The sequence below is a fragment of the Erwinia tracheiphila genome, assembly GCF_021365465.1.
GTDB classification, from domain to species: domain Bacteria; phylum Pseudomonadota; class Gammaproteobacteria; order Enterobacterales; family Enterobacteriaceae; genus Erwinia; species Erwinia tracheiphila.
In genome coordinates, this window is record NZ_CP089932.1 from 3,990,410 (window position 1) to 4,005,158 (window position 14,749).

At 48.9% G+C, this 14,749-nt stretch carries 11 protein-coding genes and 2 pseudogenes; 8 read left to right on the forward strand and 5 right to left on the reverse strand.

Features of this window, described 5'->3' with window-relative positions; all coding sequences use genetic code 11:
* Window positions 1-14: 14 nt before the first annotated feature.
* Both aceE and pdhR read right to left on the reverse strand, forming a co-directional pair.
* The gene (gene aceE / locus LU633_RS20825; RefSeq protein WP_016190991.1) at window positions 15-2,678 is read right to left on the reverse strand and encodes a pyruvate dehydrogenase (acetyl-transferring), homodimeric type; all 2,664 of its coding nucleotides are present in this window, start codon (window positions 2,676-2,678) and stop codon (window positions 15-17) included.
* A gap of 158 nt (window positions 2,679-2,836) precedes the next feature.
* Window positions 2,837-3,601 carry a pyruvate dehydrogenase complex transcriptional repressor PdhR gene (gene pdhR, locus LU633_RS20830; protein ID WP_016190990.1) on the reverse strand — a complete coding sequence of 255 codons (765 nt, stop codon included), beginning with the start codon at window positions 3,599-3,601 and terminating at the stop codon, window positions 2,837-2,839.
* A 356-nt stretch (window positions 3,602-3,957) separates the two neighbouring features.
* Here pdhR and aroP point away from each other — a divergent pair, with 356 nt between their 5' ends.
* The 3 genes from aroP to LU633_RS20845 all read left to right on the forward strand — a co-directional run bounded on the left by aroP (window position 3,958) and on the right by LU633_RS20845 (window position 7,081).
* Entirely contained in the window at window positions 3,958-5,313 is a 1,356-nt protein-coding gene (gene aroP, locus LU633_RS20835; protein WP_016190989.1) for an aromatic amino acid transporter AroP, read from the forward strand.
* Between the two features lie 172 nt (window positions 5,314-5,485).
* Window positions 5,486-6,183, forward strand: a protein-coding gene (locus tag LU633_RS20840) for an IS1 family transposase (protein ID WP_233481948.1) whose coding sequence is annotated in 2 segments (ribosomal slippage) — window positions 5,486-5,735 and window positions 5,735-6,183 — 699 coding nt in all. Because the reading frame shifts where the segments join, the coding sequence is not laid out codon by codon here.
* 631 nt (window positions 6,184-6,814) lie between these two features.
* Entirely contained in the window at window positions 6,815-7,081 is a 267-nt protein-coding gene (locus LU633_RS20845; protein ID WP_016190988.1) for a hypothetical protein, read from the forward strand.
* 54 nt (window positions 7,082-7,135) lie between these two features.
* On the opposite strand, the pseudogene ampE reads toward LU633_RS20845, so the two are convergent.
* Window positions 7,136-7,971 (reverse strand): annotated as a pseudogene (ampE, locus tag LU633_RS20850) (beta-lactamase regulator AmpE).
* 12 nt (window positions 7,972-7,983) lie between these two features.
* A pseudogene (gene ampD, locus LU633_RS20855) lies at window positions 7,984-8,534 on the reverse strand (1,6-anhydro-N-acetylmuramyl-L-alanine amidase AmpD).
* Between the two features lie 150 nt (window positions 8,535-8,684).
* Between ampD and nadC the strand changes: the two are divergent.
* The 4 genes from nadC to hofC all read left to right on the forward strand — a co-directional run bounded on the left by nadC (window position 8,685) and on the right by hofC (window position 12,800).
* The gene (gene nadC, locus LU633_RS20860; RefSeq protein WP_016190983.1) at window positions 8,685-9,572 is read left to right on the forward strand and encodes a carboxylating nicotinate-nucleotide diphosphorylase; all 888 of its coding nucleotides are present in this window, start codon (window positions 8,685-8,687) and stop codon (window positions 9,570-9,572) included.
* Between the two features lie 195 nt (window positions 9,573-9,767).
* The gene (ppdD, locus tag LU633_RS20865) at window positions 9,768-10,220 is read left to right on the forward strand and encodes a prepilin peptidase-dependent pilin (protein WP_016190982.1); all 453 of its coding nucleotides are present in this window, start codon (window positions 9,768-9,770) and stop codon (window positions 10,218-10,220) included.
* Window positions 10,217-11,623 (forward strand): type II secretion system protein GspE, encoded by a 1,407-nt coding sequence (gene gspE, locus LU633_RS20870; RefSeq protein ID WP_016190981.1) that lies wholly within the window; start codon window positions 10,217-10,219, stop codon window positions 11,621-11,623. The genes ppdD and gspE overlap by 4 nt, the downstream gene beginning before the upstream one ends.
* Window positions 11,601-12,800, forward strand: coding sequence for a protein transport protein HofC (hofC, locus tag LU633_RS20875; RefSeq protein WP_016190980.1), 1,200 nt, complete (start codon window positions 11,601-11,603; stop codon window positions 12,798-12,800). Before gspE ends, hofC begins: the two co-directional genes overlap by 23 nt.
* Before the next feature lie 50 nt (window positions 12,801-12,850).
* On the opposite strand, the gene LU633_RS20880 is transcribed toward hofC, so the two are convergent.
* Window positions 12,851-13,891, reverse strand: a complete 1,041-nt coding sequence (locus LU633_RS20880) for a GMP reductase (RefSeq protein ID WP_016190979.1) — start codon at window positions 13,889-13,891, stop codon at window positions 12,851-12,853.
* A gap of 245 nt (window positions 13,892-14,136) precedes the next feature.
* Here LU633_RS20880 and coaE point away from each other — a divergent pair, with 245 nt between their 5' ends.
* Window positions 14,137-14,748: a dephospho-CoA kinase gene (gene coaE, locus LU633_RS20885; RefSeq protein WP_016190978.1), complete on the forward strand. Its 612-nt coding sequence runs from the start codon at window positions 14,137-14,139 to the stop codon at window positions 14,746-14,748.
* Window position 14,749 lies beyond the last annotated feature (1 nt).

Genomic DNA, 14,749 nt, shown 5'->3' on the forward strand with positions numbered 1-14,749 from the left:
TACTCTTTTACCTCTTATGCCAGACGCGGATTGACTTTATCGGCATCGATATTGAATTTAGTGATGGCTTCTGCAACCACTTTCTTATCGATTTCACCGCGTTTAGCCAGTTCACCCAGAGCTGCAACCACCACGTAAGATGCATCGACTTCAAAGTGATGACGCAGATTTTCACGGCTGTCAGAACGGCCAAAGCCATCAGTACCCAGTACGCGATAATCGCTGGCCGGAACGTAAGTGCGGATCTGCTCGGCAAACAGCTTCATATAGTCGGTTGACGCCACGGCCGGTGCATCGTTCATGATGCGGGCAACGTATGGCACACGGGGTTCTTCCGTTGGATGCAGCATGTTCCAGCGCTCGCAGTCCTGACCGTCACGCGCCAGCTCGGTGAAAGAGGTCACGCTGTAAACGTCAGAACCGACGCCATAGTTGTTAGCGAGGATCTGAGCCGCTTCGCGAACGTGACGCAGAATTGAACCTGAGCCTAAGAGCTGCACATTGCCCTTGCTTCCTTTTACCGTTTCCAGCTTGTAGATACCCTTACGGATCCCCTCTTCCACACCCTGCGGCATGGCAGGCATGTGATAATTTTCGTTCAGCGTGGTGATGTAGTAGTAAACGTTTTCCTGCGCGTCACCGTACATACGAACCAGGCCGTCATGCATAATAACAGCCACTTCATAGGCATAGGCGGGATCGTAAGAGATGCAGTTAGGAATGGTCAGCGACTGAATGTGGCTGTGACCATCTTCATGCTGCAAACCTTCTCCGTTAAGCGTGGTACGACCAGAGGTTCCCCCCACGAGGAAGCCGCGCGCTTGCTGGTCGCCCGCCGCCCAGCACAGATCGCCGATACGCTGGAAACCGAACATGGAGTAGTAAATATAGAACGGGATCATCGGCAGGTCGTTAGTGCTGTAAGACGTTGCCGCAGCCAGCCAGGATGCACCTGCGCCCAGTTCGTTAATCCCTTCCTGCAGAATCTGACCCTTCTCGTCTTCTTTATAGTAGGCAACCTGTTCACGGTCCTGCGGAGTGTACTGCTGACCGTTCGGGCTATAGATACCAATCTGACGGAACAGACCTTCCATACCAAAAGTACGTGCTTCATCGGCGATAATCGGCACCAGACGATCTTTGATCGACGGGTTTTTCAGCATCACGTTTAGCGCACGCACAAAGGCAATAGTAGTGGAGATTTCTTTACTCTGCTCATTCAGCAGCTGACGGAAGTCTTCCAGCACAGGCATCTGCAGCTTCTCGCTGAAGTTTGTCTGGCGGGTCGGCAGGTAGCCACCCAGCTTCTCGCGCTGGCTGTGCAGGTATTTGTACTCTTCAGATTCTTTATCGAAGGTGACATACGGCAGTTTTTCAATATCAGCATCGTCAACCGGTACGTTGAAACGATCGCGGATATAGCGCACGCCATCCATGTTCATTTTCTTCACCTGGTGGGCAATGTTTTTCCCTTCCGCGGTGTCGCCCATACCATAACCTTTAATGGTATGCGCCAGAATCAATACAGGCCTGCCTTTGGTATCCTGCGCTTTCTTCAGCGCCGCGTAGACCTTCTTCGGATCGTGACCACCACGATTCAGCGCCCAAATCTCGTCGTCGGTCATATCTTTGACCAGTGCGGCTGTTTCCGGGTATTTACCAAAGAAGTGCTCACGCACGTAGGCCCCATCGCGAGATTTAAAGGTCTGGTAATCACCGTCAACGGTTTCGTTCATCAGCTGAATCAGTTTGCCGCTGGTGTCTTTACGCAGCAGCTCATCCCAGCGCCCACCCCAGATAACCTTAATCACTTCCCAACCTGCGCCAGTGAAAATGCCGTCAAGTTCATTGATGATTTTACCGTTACCGGTAACCGGGCCGTCCAGGCGCTGCAGGTTACAGTTAATGATAAACACCAGGTTATCCAGTTTTTCACGGGTTGCGATAGTGATCGCCCCTTTGGATTCCGGCTCATCCATCTCACCGTCGCCGAGGAAGGCATAAACGGTTTGCTGTGAGGTGTCTTTCAGACCACGGTGTTCCAGATATTTCAGGAATTTCGCCTGATAGATCGCACCCAGCGGGCCAAGGCCCATGGAAACGGTCGGGAACTGCCAGAATTCAGGCATCAGTTTTGGATGCGGATAAGAAGAAAGCCCTTTACTATGCACCTCCTGACGGAAGTTGTTCATCTGCTCCTCGGTCAGACGCCCTTCCAGGAAAGCACGCGCATACACGCCAGGAGAAATGTGGCCCTGGAAATAGACCAGATCGCCACCGTCTTTTTCACTGCGCGCGCGGAAAAAGTGGTTAAAGCACACTTCATATACGGTTGCAGAGGACTGGAAAGAGGACATGTGGCCGCCCAGCTCCAAATCTTTCTTCGACGCACGCAAAACGGTCATGATGGCGTTCCAGCGGATCGCAGAACGAATACGACGCTCGAGTGAGGTATTGCCAGGGTATTCCGGCTCGTCTTCAACGGCAATCGAGTTGATGTAGTTGCTGGCTCCAGTACCTGCCGCTACCTTCACACCGCCTTTACGTGCTTCGCTCAATACCTGATCAATCAGGAATTGCGCACGCTCAACACCTTCTTCACGGATGACCGATTCGATCGCCTGTAGCCAGTCGCGGGTTTCGATCGGATCCACGTCATTATGTAGACGTTCTGACATGGGGGATTCCTTATCTGTGTTTAATACGTTTAATTATCTGGAGCCTGTCTTTCTGCACTCTGTGCTAAAAGCACAAAAAGACAGGCTCATCATTATAACCCTCTCTCTGACGTGACCTGTGTCAGTTGAGCCTGGGTCAGGTTGCCGCGTTTCTCGCGTTATTCCTCACGCTGCTGTAAACGTCGTAAGGAACGCTCTCTGCGGCTCAGTTCCCGACTTCTTTCCAGCAGTATTTCCTCGATAAACGCCAGATGACGGTGAGAAGCTTCACGAGCCTGTTCAGGTTCGCGAGCCACTATCGCCTCGAAAATACTGGCGCGGTGGTCGCTCACTTTCGCCAGCATTTCCCGGCGGGAGTAGAGCAATTCAAAATTCTGTCGGACGTTTCTTTCAAGCATGGTGCCCATAGACCGGAGCAGATGCAGCAACACCACATTATGCGCCGCTTCCGTTACGGCAATTTGATACTGCATGACGGCATCGGCTTCAGCATCAAGGTCGCCGCTGTCCTGCGCGGCCTGGATGTGCAAATGACAATGACGGATGCGCTCAAGATCGGCCTCCGTACCACGTAATGCTGCATAATAAGCCGCGATACCTTCCAGCGCATGTCGCGTTTCCAGTAAATCAAGCTGGGTTTCAGGGTGGCCTGCAAGCAACTCTACTAAGGGATCGCTCACGCTCTGCCACAAACTTTTTTGCACGAAAGTGCCGCCGCCCTGACGCCGTAATAGCAGACCTTTCCCTTCAAGGCGCTGAATAGCCTCACGTAATGAAGGACGGGAAACGTCGAACTGTTTAGCCAGTTCACGTTCAGGGAGTAACTTTTCACCGGGACGCAGCGTCCCTTCCATTATCAGGGATTCGAGTTGTTGCTCTATAGCGTCGGAAAGTTTGGGTTGGCGGATTTTACTGTAGGCCATTTTCCCTTCTTCTGGCTTAATCCTGAGACAATTGGTAATACCAATTGCTAAAAGGTGTCGGTCAAAGTAACAAAGTATTCCTCTGATGTCTATATGGCGGTCTGGCGAAAAAAAATGGCTTTTTCACTTCGTTGATAGTGAAATAATGTATAAATGCTGTTTTTTTCAGCACTCCTGCGTGGAGCAAGCAAAAGCAAGTGCAATGATTAGTGCTTATCACTATTCTGGAAAAGAAAGTAGCCTCCCCCCTTTTTTCCTGATTGCAGCACTGTACATAATCCTGTACAGCAGGGGCTACAACCTTCGATGAAAGCTCATTCTGAGTTAAAAAAATAACGAAACCATGAGGTTTATATATGGAACAACAGCATGGCGAAACGTTGAAGCGCGGCCTGAAAAACCGCCATATTCAGCTTATCGCATTAGGGGGGGCCGTTGGCACCGGCCTGTTTCTGGGAATTGCAGACACCATCAAAATGGCCGGCCCGTCCGTTCTTCTGGGCTACGCCATCGGCGGTTTTATCGCCTTTATGATTATGCGACAGTTGGGTGAAATGGTAGTGGAGGAACCTGTTGCAGGTTCATTCAGTCATTTTGCCTATAAATATTGGGGCAACTTTGCCGGATTCGCCTCCGGCTGGAACTATTGGATTCTTTACGTACTGGTCGCCATGGCGGAACTCACCGCCGTGGGAAAATACATTCAGTACTGGTATCCAGAAATCCCAACATGGGTTTCTTCCGCCATTTTTTTCTTACTTATCAATGCGATAAACCTTACTAATGTAAAGGTTTATGGTGAAATGGAATTCTGGTTTGCCATTATTAAGGTTGTTGCCGTAATCGGGATGATTGTGTTTGGTGCCTGGTTGTTATTTGGTGGTAAAGCTGGCCCGGATGCCACTATAGCCAATTTATGGAACAAAGGCGGCTTCTTCCCGAATGGTATCTCCGGCATGGTCATGGCTATGGCGGTAATTATGTTCTCATTTGGTGGACTGGAACTGGTTGGTATCACCGCTGCTGAAGCTGACGATCCGGAAAAAAGTATTCCTAAAGCCACTAATCAGGTGCTGTTTCGTATCCTGATTTTCTATATTGGCTCCCTGACTATCCTGCTGTCACTCTATCCCTGGGCTAAAGTGATCAGCGGTGCCAGCCCATTTGTCATGATTTTTCACGATCTGGGTGACAGCCTGGTGGCGAATGCACTCAATATCGTCATCCTGACCGCTGCGCTCTCTGTTTATAACAGCTGTGTTTACTGTAATAGCCGCATGCTGTTTGGTTTGGCGAAACAAGGTAATGGCCCGCAATCACTGATGAAGGTGGATGGTCGTGGCGTGCCCGTCGTGGCAATTGGGGTTTCCGCAGCAGCAACCGCCCTGTGTGTCGTGATTAATTATCTCATGCCGGGTCAGGCCTTTGGTCTGCTGATGGCGCTGGTGGTTTCTGCGCTGGTCATTAACTGGGCAATGATCAGCCTGGCCCATCTGAAATTCCGCCGTAAAAAAGATCGGCAGGGTGTACAGACCCGTTTCAGGGCCCTGTTTTACCCATTTGGAAACTGGATATGCCTGCTCTTTCTGGCAGGTATTCTGGTAATTATGGCAATGACGCCCGGCATGACCATATCCGTCTGGCTGATTCCCGTCTGGCTGTGTATTCTCGCCGCGGGCTATGTGGTAAAAAATAAGGCGCAAAAAATCTGACTGCCGTCATCATTCGCAATTCATCGGCCAGGCTCTGCAATGTAAGATAGCCGATGCTACCTCTTCAGAGATGGCATCGTGCAATAATGAACAGGCTTATCGAAATATACACTTTCCCGGGTCGTGACGCAGACTTGCTGATCACGTATGCTTTGCGCTTTGGATGTAACATATGGCTAAAGTTGATGTCGTCTGCCCTCAGTGCAATGAAACTCATGCTGTACGATGTAACGGACATTCAGCATCCGGTGCCCAACGTTACATCTGCAAGCATTGTTCAAAGACCTTTCAGCTCAAATTTAGCTACTCCGGTGCCAAACCAGACACACACCAGACCATTGTTAATATGGCCATGAATGGTTACGGATGTCGCGATACCGCACGGGTCCTCGGTATCAGCCTCAATACGGTTCTGCGGCACGTAAAAAAATTTCGCCAAAGCAGGTAGCTGAGAATATCGACCCCGAAACGGAGGTTGTTATCTGCTGTGAAGCCGGTGAACAATGGCCTTACGTGCGGTGTAAAAGCAATCCCCGGTGGTTGTTCTATGCTTATGACCGTATCCGCAAACGTGCTCTGGCCCACGTCTTCGGCCCGAGAAATGCCCCGACCCTGCGACGATTGCTGGCCCTGTTAAGCAAATTTAACCTTGCCTTTTATATGACAGATGCGTGGCCGGTTTATAAAGTTCTGTTAAGTGCAACAGGCCACGTGGTGAGCAAGAAATATACCCAACGGACAGAACGACATAATCTTAATCTTCGCACACATATCAAACGACTGACCCGCAGAACAATTTGCTTTTCGAAGTCAGAGGAAATGCACGATAAGATCATCGGTTGGTATCTTACTCTTCATCATTATCAATAAATCTGCGTCACGACCCTTTCCCGGTTCAATCCAATGCTGCCCCACTTTTCAGGCAAGGTTCCGATCACACTTTCTTTTCTAACCAACGTGTCTGTTCACTGACTGAAATTTTACTTTTTCACATTACCAAATAAAGAAATATTATTATCATTCATGTTAAAAAATAACATCCCAGACATATCCAACACTTTTTTAATTGATATTCTATTTCGGCCCACCTGGTAAAATAATTAGAAATACTTCATAACAAGCAGCCCAATGAAAAATTATTTAATATCAAATAATAAAAATTAAATTAATATATCCTGTTACAATCCACTATTTGTCAAAAATATTTTGCGAAAGCAAAAGTATATTTAGCAAACAACCTCATATAATTACATTTCACTTTTCGGCACAAGCCAGCACTGCCGGAGTACCACCACTAAAAAGTCGCGCTATTATGAACAGTATTTTTAAAATAGATAAAAAAACTATTAGCAATAAAAAGTTAAAAATAACTCAGCAAAACTTAATTATTACATCTAACGCACATCGGGTTAATTAAAATAAAAAATCAAATTGCAATTCAAATAAAATTCAACTAAAAATTACCCTACCCAATCCGGGTGATTAAAATGGAGAGAAAATAATGAGGGAGCTTACTTTACAAGAAGTTGAAATGGTCAGCGGATCAGGCGTTATTCGCGACACCTCTGGTTGGATTGGCCGTCAGGCTGGTAATTACATTGGCAAAGCGATAGGTAGTTTTGTCACTATCCCGGTAATTTCTACTATAGTTGCAGCGATTACAGGGAATATAGGTAAAAAAGTCGGACAGTATATCGGCGATACTTTGGGTTCGTTTATTGAAAATTTGTTTGGCATTACTGACAGCAGCAAGAATGCAGCTGCCTAATTCTGTTTTTTAAAAAAAGACACATCCAGCTCACAGGCTGGATGTATTAGCTGCTCAAACCAGTGCGCCGTATATGGTTAACAGCGCCACGACGACCACCGTCACTTTCTTTGCCAGCGTTACCGCAACCTGCGGAGTAGCGATTTTATCCGTGTGCGGATCGCGTGCCAGAGAAAACTGCGCCAGTCTGGTTAATACCTGGTATTGCGGAGTGTGTCTGTCACCAAGAGAAGCAAACCACGCCGGGAGCGCTCTTTCTCCATGCCCTGACAGCGCATAGGCTACGCCCACCAAACGAACCGGAAGCCAGTCAACAATATGCAGTAAGGCATCGATACCGGATTGCGATCGCGATAACGGCGAATGGTAGCGTGCCAGTCCACTCTGCCAGGCGCGGAGAAAAGCATAGCCAACTAAAAAAACCGACCCCCTACAACAAACCAGAACAGCGGTGCAAGATAAAATCGATAGTTAATCCACAACAGGGCATTTTGCAGCTCGCGCAAATATTCGCGCTCGTCACACTCCAATGGCAGGCCGTGAATCAACGCCAGCTCTTCGGCCATCGCGGCATGGGCAACCACATCATTATGACTGACCGCTTTAAGATAGGTGTGATAATGCAGTCGGGTTGAGCCAGCACCGATACACAATACCCCAACTGCAATCCAGAAAATCAGCATTGGCAGGCCAAAAAGCACCCCTCTCAACGCCAGCTGGCACAACGCAACACACGCCATGGTAATCAGTAACATAAGCAGGGTGCGCATCAGGGAAAAATGTTTACGCTTAATGAAGAACCCGCTCAGATGATGATCCAACTACCAGTGTTCACCGATTTTAAACAGTCGTTCCCATCCCATAACCAATAACAAACTGAAAAGCGTCATGCCGTTTGCTCCTTATATGCCGGGCTGACACAATGCGGCCAGAAATCGTATCCAGTCAAATGCCGGGCCAGGGCCGCTCTTTCTGCTCGGTGTAATATCGCTGTGTCCGGTTATATATTCAGCAATCTGTGGCCACGAGGCGATTAACAGTCGCGTGACCACCTCCAGGGAGATACTGAGCATCGGTGTAGGGCAGCGTATCTGTCCCTTCCAGCTCGATACCGATAGAAAAATCATTACAGGGTTCACGTTCGTTATATAACAGAAACACCCGCATGGCATACGCGCAGATGAAAGGGAACATATTGGATAATTTCACCAGCGCGACGAATCAGGCAGTGTGCTGAAACCTGCAGGTGGGCGATATCAGCAAAGTAAGGATCGGCATCAGGATCGAGCTTGCCGATAAAGAGCGCGTCTATCCACGGCCTGCCAAACTTACCCGGAAGAAGACTGATATTATGGATAACCAGCAGCCGAGAAACATCGTTTTCAGGCCGCTCATTAAAACAGGGAGACGGAACCGGCTTTACACCGGAAATCCAACCTGATTGCAGCTGCATACTCTGCTCTCCTTTAAGAAATATCCGTAAGAGTAGCATAATTCATTGATTGTCAAACACATGCTCAAACCTGAAAATTCCGTGCCTGCCAGGCGGGTGATAAACAGACTAGCATAACCTCACTTTTTATCCGATTTTCGGAGTTCAATAATGACCATCCGCCGCTACGATCCCGACAGCCGCTGTAATGCATTACCTGGACGTATTGAAGATGATATTCCACCCAGCGTGGCACAGGCTCTGCGTGAAGATCTTGGGGGCGAAATCGCTGCGGAAAATGACCTTACCACCAGCTTACTTCCCACCGGAACCATCTCACATGCTGTGGTAATTACCCGTGAACCCGGCATTTTCTGCGGCAAACGGTCGGTGGAAGAAGTCTTCATCCAGCTGGGCTGTAAAACGCAGATTGACTGGCATGTTGATGATGGCGACATTATTCAGCCTGAGCAAATACTGTTTGAAGTAACAGGACCCAGTGCGCTAATTCTTACTGCCGAGCGCACCGTACTCAATTTTGTGCAGACGCTTTCCGGTGTGGCAACCACAGTCAGTCACTATGTTGTGCAACTGCAAGGCACCCATACGCAACTTCTGGACACGCGTAAAACAGTGCCGGGTTTGCGTACCGCGCTGAAGTATGCAGTTCTGTGCGGCGGCGGCAATCATCGACTGGGCCTAAATGATGCTTATCTGATTAAAGAAAACCATATTCTTGCAACTGGTTCGATTCGTCAGGCGCTTGAAAAAGCCAACTGGCAGCATTCTGACGTTCCAGTTGAAGTGGAAGTGGAATCTTCAGATAAGCTGATTCAGGCCATTGAAGCCGGTGCCGATATCGTTATGCTGGATAATTTCAGCATTGAGGCAATGCGTGAGGCCGTAACCTTGAATGCGGGGCGCGTGCTGCTGGAAGTCTCTGGCAATGTCACCGACCAGACATTGCGTCTTTATGCTGAAACTGGTGTCGATTTCATCTCCGTAGGCGCGCTGACCAAGCATATTCACGCGCTGGATTTATCAATGCGCTTTCGTTAAATGCCCGGCAGCGCTAATTTCCCCTGCACCCTGTTGCTTCCTGCCCCGCTTTGCGATGGCTGTTGCATCAAATCTGTATGTCCTCGTAATGAGAAAAACGTTTTTCGCGCCATGCCGATAAACTGATTCCTCCCGCTGGCACCGTTCGGCCAGCGGCGATACCTTGCCAGCTTCTTACCAGCAAGGAGCTATGCCATGAAGATGCAGCAAGGATTTACCCTGATTGAACTGATGATCGTGATTGCCATCATCGCCATCCTCAGCGCTATCGGGCTTCCCGCTTATCAGAGCTACCTGCAGAAAGCAGCGCTGACCGATATGCTTCAGACAGCCATGCCTTATAAAACAGCCATAGAGATTTGCACAATTGAGCAAGGAAGCACCAGCAACTGTTCGGCCGGAGGCAACGGCATTCCCGCTGGCAAAGGTTCACGTTATGTTTCCGCCGTTACCGTTCAGGCTGGCACGGTAACCCTGACCGGGCAGGAAAGCCTCAGCGGACTCACCGTCGTTCTTAAAACTGTTTGGGATCAATCAGAAGGCATGCTTACCTGGCAACGCAGCTGCACCAGCGCAAAAACCACGCTGAAAGAGGCATGTGAAGCCATGTTTCGCTTTAACGATGAAACAGCGGGAGATGCTTCATGATCTCCTTAGCGTCACAACAGGCAGTGGAGAATATTTGTCGGCAAAACCATGCGGTAATACTGGAATTTACCTCAGAACGATTACAGATTGCCGCAGCTGAACCTCTCCCACAGAACGTAATGACAGCGCTGCGCTTTACGGCACATAACACCATTAATGTGGAATACTGGACCTCTGCACAACTGGAACAGTTTCGTCAGCAAAAGGTGCCTGCTGCCGGAATAACCATCGAAAGTAATGATACGGTGACGGAACGAGTTGATCAGCTGCTATTTCTGGCAATCCAGCAGCGCGCTTCAGATATTCACATTGAACCTCAAGCCAATACTTTGCAGATTCGTATCCGGGTTGATGGTATACTGCGGCCAGTACCCATGTTAAGCAGCGATAACGGACCGGCTCTTCTCGCCAGGCTAAAAATTCTTGCCAGCCTGGATATCGCTGAACGTCGTATGCCGCAGGATGGGCAATTCACCCTGACACTTAACGGACAATCAGCTTCATTCCGCCTGTCAACACTACCCGTAAACTTCGGGGAAAAAGCCGTGGTAAGGCTTATGCAGAATGAGTCGCAATCTGTCTCACTGGAAAATTTGGGGATGCCACGGGCGGCGCTCAGACGATTTCGCCAGGCGCTCGAACAGCCACAGGGGTTAATACTGGTTACTGGGCCTACCGGTAGCGGCAAGACCTTCACACTTTACAGCGGATTAAGCTATTTGAATCAGCCCTGCAGAAATCTGTGTAGCGTTGAGGATCCCATCGAGATCCCCCTTGTCGGGGTCAATCAAACTCAGATACACCCAAAAACAGGGCTGGATTTTAACCGTGTGCTACGCGCCCTTTTACGCCAGGATCCTGACGTTATTATGATTGGCGAGATTCGGGATGCTGAAACGGCAGAAATTGCCATCAAAGCGGCACAAACGGGACATTTGGTCCTGTCTACGTTACATACGAATTCAACGATTGAAACCCTGATAAGGTTGAGGCAAATCGGCATCGCTGGTTATTTGCTCGCCTCAGCACTGAAGCTGGTCATTTCACAGCGTCTGGTTCGCCGTCTTTGTCCTCACTGCCGGGAACCTGCGGAAACCCTGGCTCATTTTCCACCAGCCTTGTGGCCTGGGACGGTGAGGAACTGGCGAGCTGTGGGTTGTGCTCGTTGCTACTCAGGCTATTACGGACGGCTGGCTTTATTTGAGTTACTTCCTGTTACGGCTCCCTTACAAAACGGCATAGCCGCAGGATTATCACAGGGCAAACTATCAATACTGGCAAAGGCACAAAGCGGAAACTCGCTATTTGTGGGAGGGCTGCACTGCGTCAATCGTGGTGATACCACGCTGGCAGAGCTAAACCGGGTTGTGGGAGAAGAGGATGACAGATCTGCGACTGTTTAACTGGCAGGCAATTGGCAATGAAGGCCAACGTCTCAACGGTGCATTTTTCTGTCAGCACCGACAGGAAGCGATGGATAATCTGTTAGCGCTTAACCTGATCTCGCTGAAACTCACATCAGGACGTCGGTATCGTTCCATAGACTGGCAATGGCAGGACAAGATTAATTTTTTCCGGCAGCTGGCTACGTTACTTAAAGCAGGGATGTCACTTTCCGACGCTTTGCAGCTCACATGTGAAGGGCACAGTAATGCTGGATGGCAGGCCCTGCTTGCCCATCTGCAACATCGTATCAGTAACGGAGTCCCCTTTTCTGATGCACTGACAGAATGGCCGATTATTTTTCCTCCGCTTTTTCCAGCGCTAATTCAAATTGGTGAGCTAACCGGACGTATGGATGAATGTTGCCTGCAACTGGCTGACCAGCAGGAAAGACAGCATCAATTACAAAAAAAAGTGACCAAGGCATTACGCTATCCACTTATTGTGTTAGCAATAGCGCTTTTGGTCAGCCTGGGCATGTTGCTGTTTGTATTACCCGAATTTGTCGCGATATATCAGGCTTTCGATGCCCCACTCCCGGGTTTTACTGCTGCAGTAATCGCTTTATCTGAGGCCATTCAGCATTACGGCCCACTCTTCCTGCCATTCTTATTTATCATTTACCTTAGCTGGCGGTGGCAGAATCGCCGATCGCCCAACTGGCAACGTAGGCAGCAGCAGATTTTATTGAAGCTTCCTTTAGCCGGAGATCTGATTCGTGGTGGGCAACTTAGCAGAATATTTATGACCCTAGCACTCACGCAACACGCAGGTCTTACCCTGTTGGATAGTTTACAGGCACTGGAAAAAACCTTGAGCCAGAGGCTCTGGCGGGAAACTGTAGCGGCGCTGCAACAGCATATCTCGGCAGGCAATCCATTATATAAGGCGATGAAAAATCATACTCTCTTTACACCGCTTTGCTATCAATTAGTCAAAGTCGGAGAAGAATCAGGTTCACTGGACAGTATGTTATCAAGGCTTGCGGAACGCTATGAAACCAGCACAAATGAACTGGCAGATAATCTGGCTGAAGCGCTGGAACCTGTGATGATGATCGTAATTGGTCTCATCGTCGCTACCCTGGTGGTAGCGATGTACCTGCCCGTTTTCAACCTCGGCAGCGCTTTGGGATGAAACCCACAGCATAATTATCGAGTGGGTATCAGGATAAAATAAAAAGGGTGCTAACGGTTAAAAACCTGATTTTCCTGCTCTGACACGCGAATAAACGTTGTGCGTTTGGTCAATTCCTTCAGCCGTTCAGCTCCAACATAAGTACAGGCTGAACGTAACCCACCCAGAATATCTTTTACCGTATTATTTACCGAACCACGGGGGACAAGCCTGACCGTTTTGCCTTCTGCTGCACGGTATTCCGCCACGCCGCCAGTATGGCGGTTCATGGCTGATTCTGAACTCATACCATAAAACAACATAAACTGTTCGCCATCTTGTTCGACAATGCGTCCTTCACACTCATCATGCGCAGCGAGCATACCACCCAGCATGACAAAGTCTGCCCCGCCTCCAAATGCTTTTGCTATATCCCCAGGCACCGAGCAACCACCATCACTGACAATCTGCCCGCCTAACCCATGTGCAGCATCAGCACACTCTATTACCGCAGAAAGTTGCGGGTAACCTACCCCAGTTTTAACTCTTGTGGTGCAAACCGAACCCGGACCGATTCCCACTTTGACAATATCTGCCCCCGAAAGGATAAGCTCTTCAACCATTTCTCCCGTGACCACATTACCAGCACAAATTGTTTTGCCCGGAAAGGCTTCGCGGACGCGCCTGAGGAAACTGACAAAATGCTCGGAATAACCATTTGCTACGTCGATACAGATAAAATTTAGCGCGGTCGAAAGTGCCAGGATTTTCTGTAGATTAATAAAATCCGTATCGGAGGTTCCAGTAGAAACCATGACGTGCGTGAGTACACTCTCAGGTACCCGGGTGATAAAAACCTGCCACTGTGCAACAGAGTAATGTTTGTGAACGGCAGTGAGCAAATCGAATGAGGCCAGTGCTTCTGCCATATTAAATGTGCCGACGGTATCCATATTCGCAGCAATAATTGGCACACCTGACCATCCCATCCCCGAATGTTTAAATGAAAACTGACGTGTCAGTTCAACCTGTAAACGACTTTGAAGGGTTGACCGCTTCGGGCGGATTAATACATCTTTAAAACCCAGTTTTACATCTTCTTCAATACGCATAAATCACTTCCTGTTGTTGGCGCAAATCTTAAGGTAGTACGCTACTTCCAGCTTCAGTGACACTGATCATACGCGTTAAAAACAGAGCAGCAAGACTGCGAAAATGGGTTTATTTACGCTACAATCGCTCAAATTTATCCAACATTCATAGATGTGATCTATGCCTCATTTTACGTCCGCTGATATTCGACTCAGCAACGGGTGAAAATAAGGCACTTCAGAGCAAACCTAAGATATAGAGGCTTATGCGTTATACTGTTGCATTGACTGGCGGTATCGGCAGTGGAAAAACAACTATCGCGAATGCTTTTGCAGACCGGGGTATCGATGTTGTTGACGCGGATGTTATCGCACGCCAGATCGTCAGACCCGGGCGATCGGCCTTAAGTGAAATCGCGGCAAAATTTGGCAGCGTTGTTTTACAGCAGGATGGCACGTTAAATCGTGCACTGTTGAGGCAACGCATTTTTACCTGTCCAACGGATAAAGACTGGCTTAATGCCCTGCTACATCCGTTGATTCATGCAGAAACTCGCCGACAGCTTGCCCTGGCAAAATCAGAGTGGTGTCTGTGGGTTGTACCTCTGCTGGTGGAAAATAATTTACACCCACTGGCAAGCCGGGTGCTGGTTGTGGATGTCGATCGCGATACGCAACTGGCCCGGACTATCGCCCGCGATCGCATTAGCCGGGAGCAGGCGGAATGTATTCTCGCTACACAGGTAACGCGCGAACAGCGTCTTGCCGTTGCTGATGACATTATTGATAACAGCGGGCTATCTGAAGATATAGCCGCACAAGTTTCCCTCCTGGATCAGCATTATCGCCAGCTTTCCAGAGCAACAAACCAGGATTAAC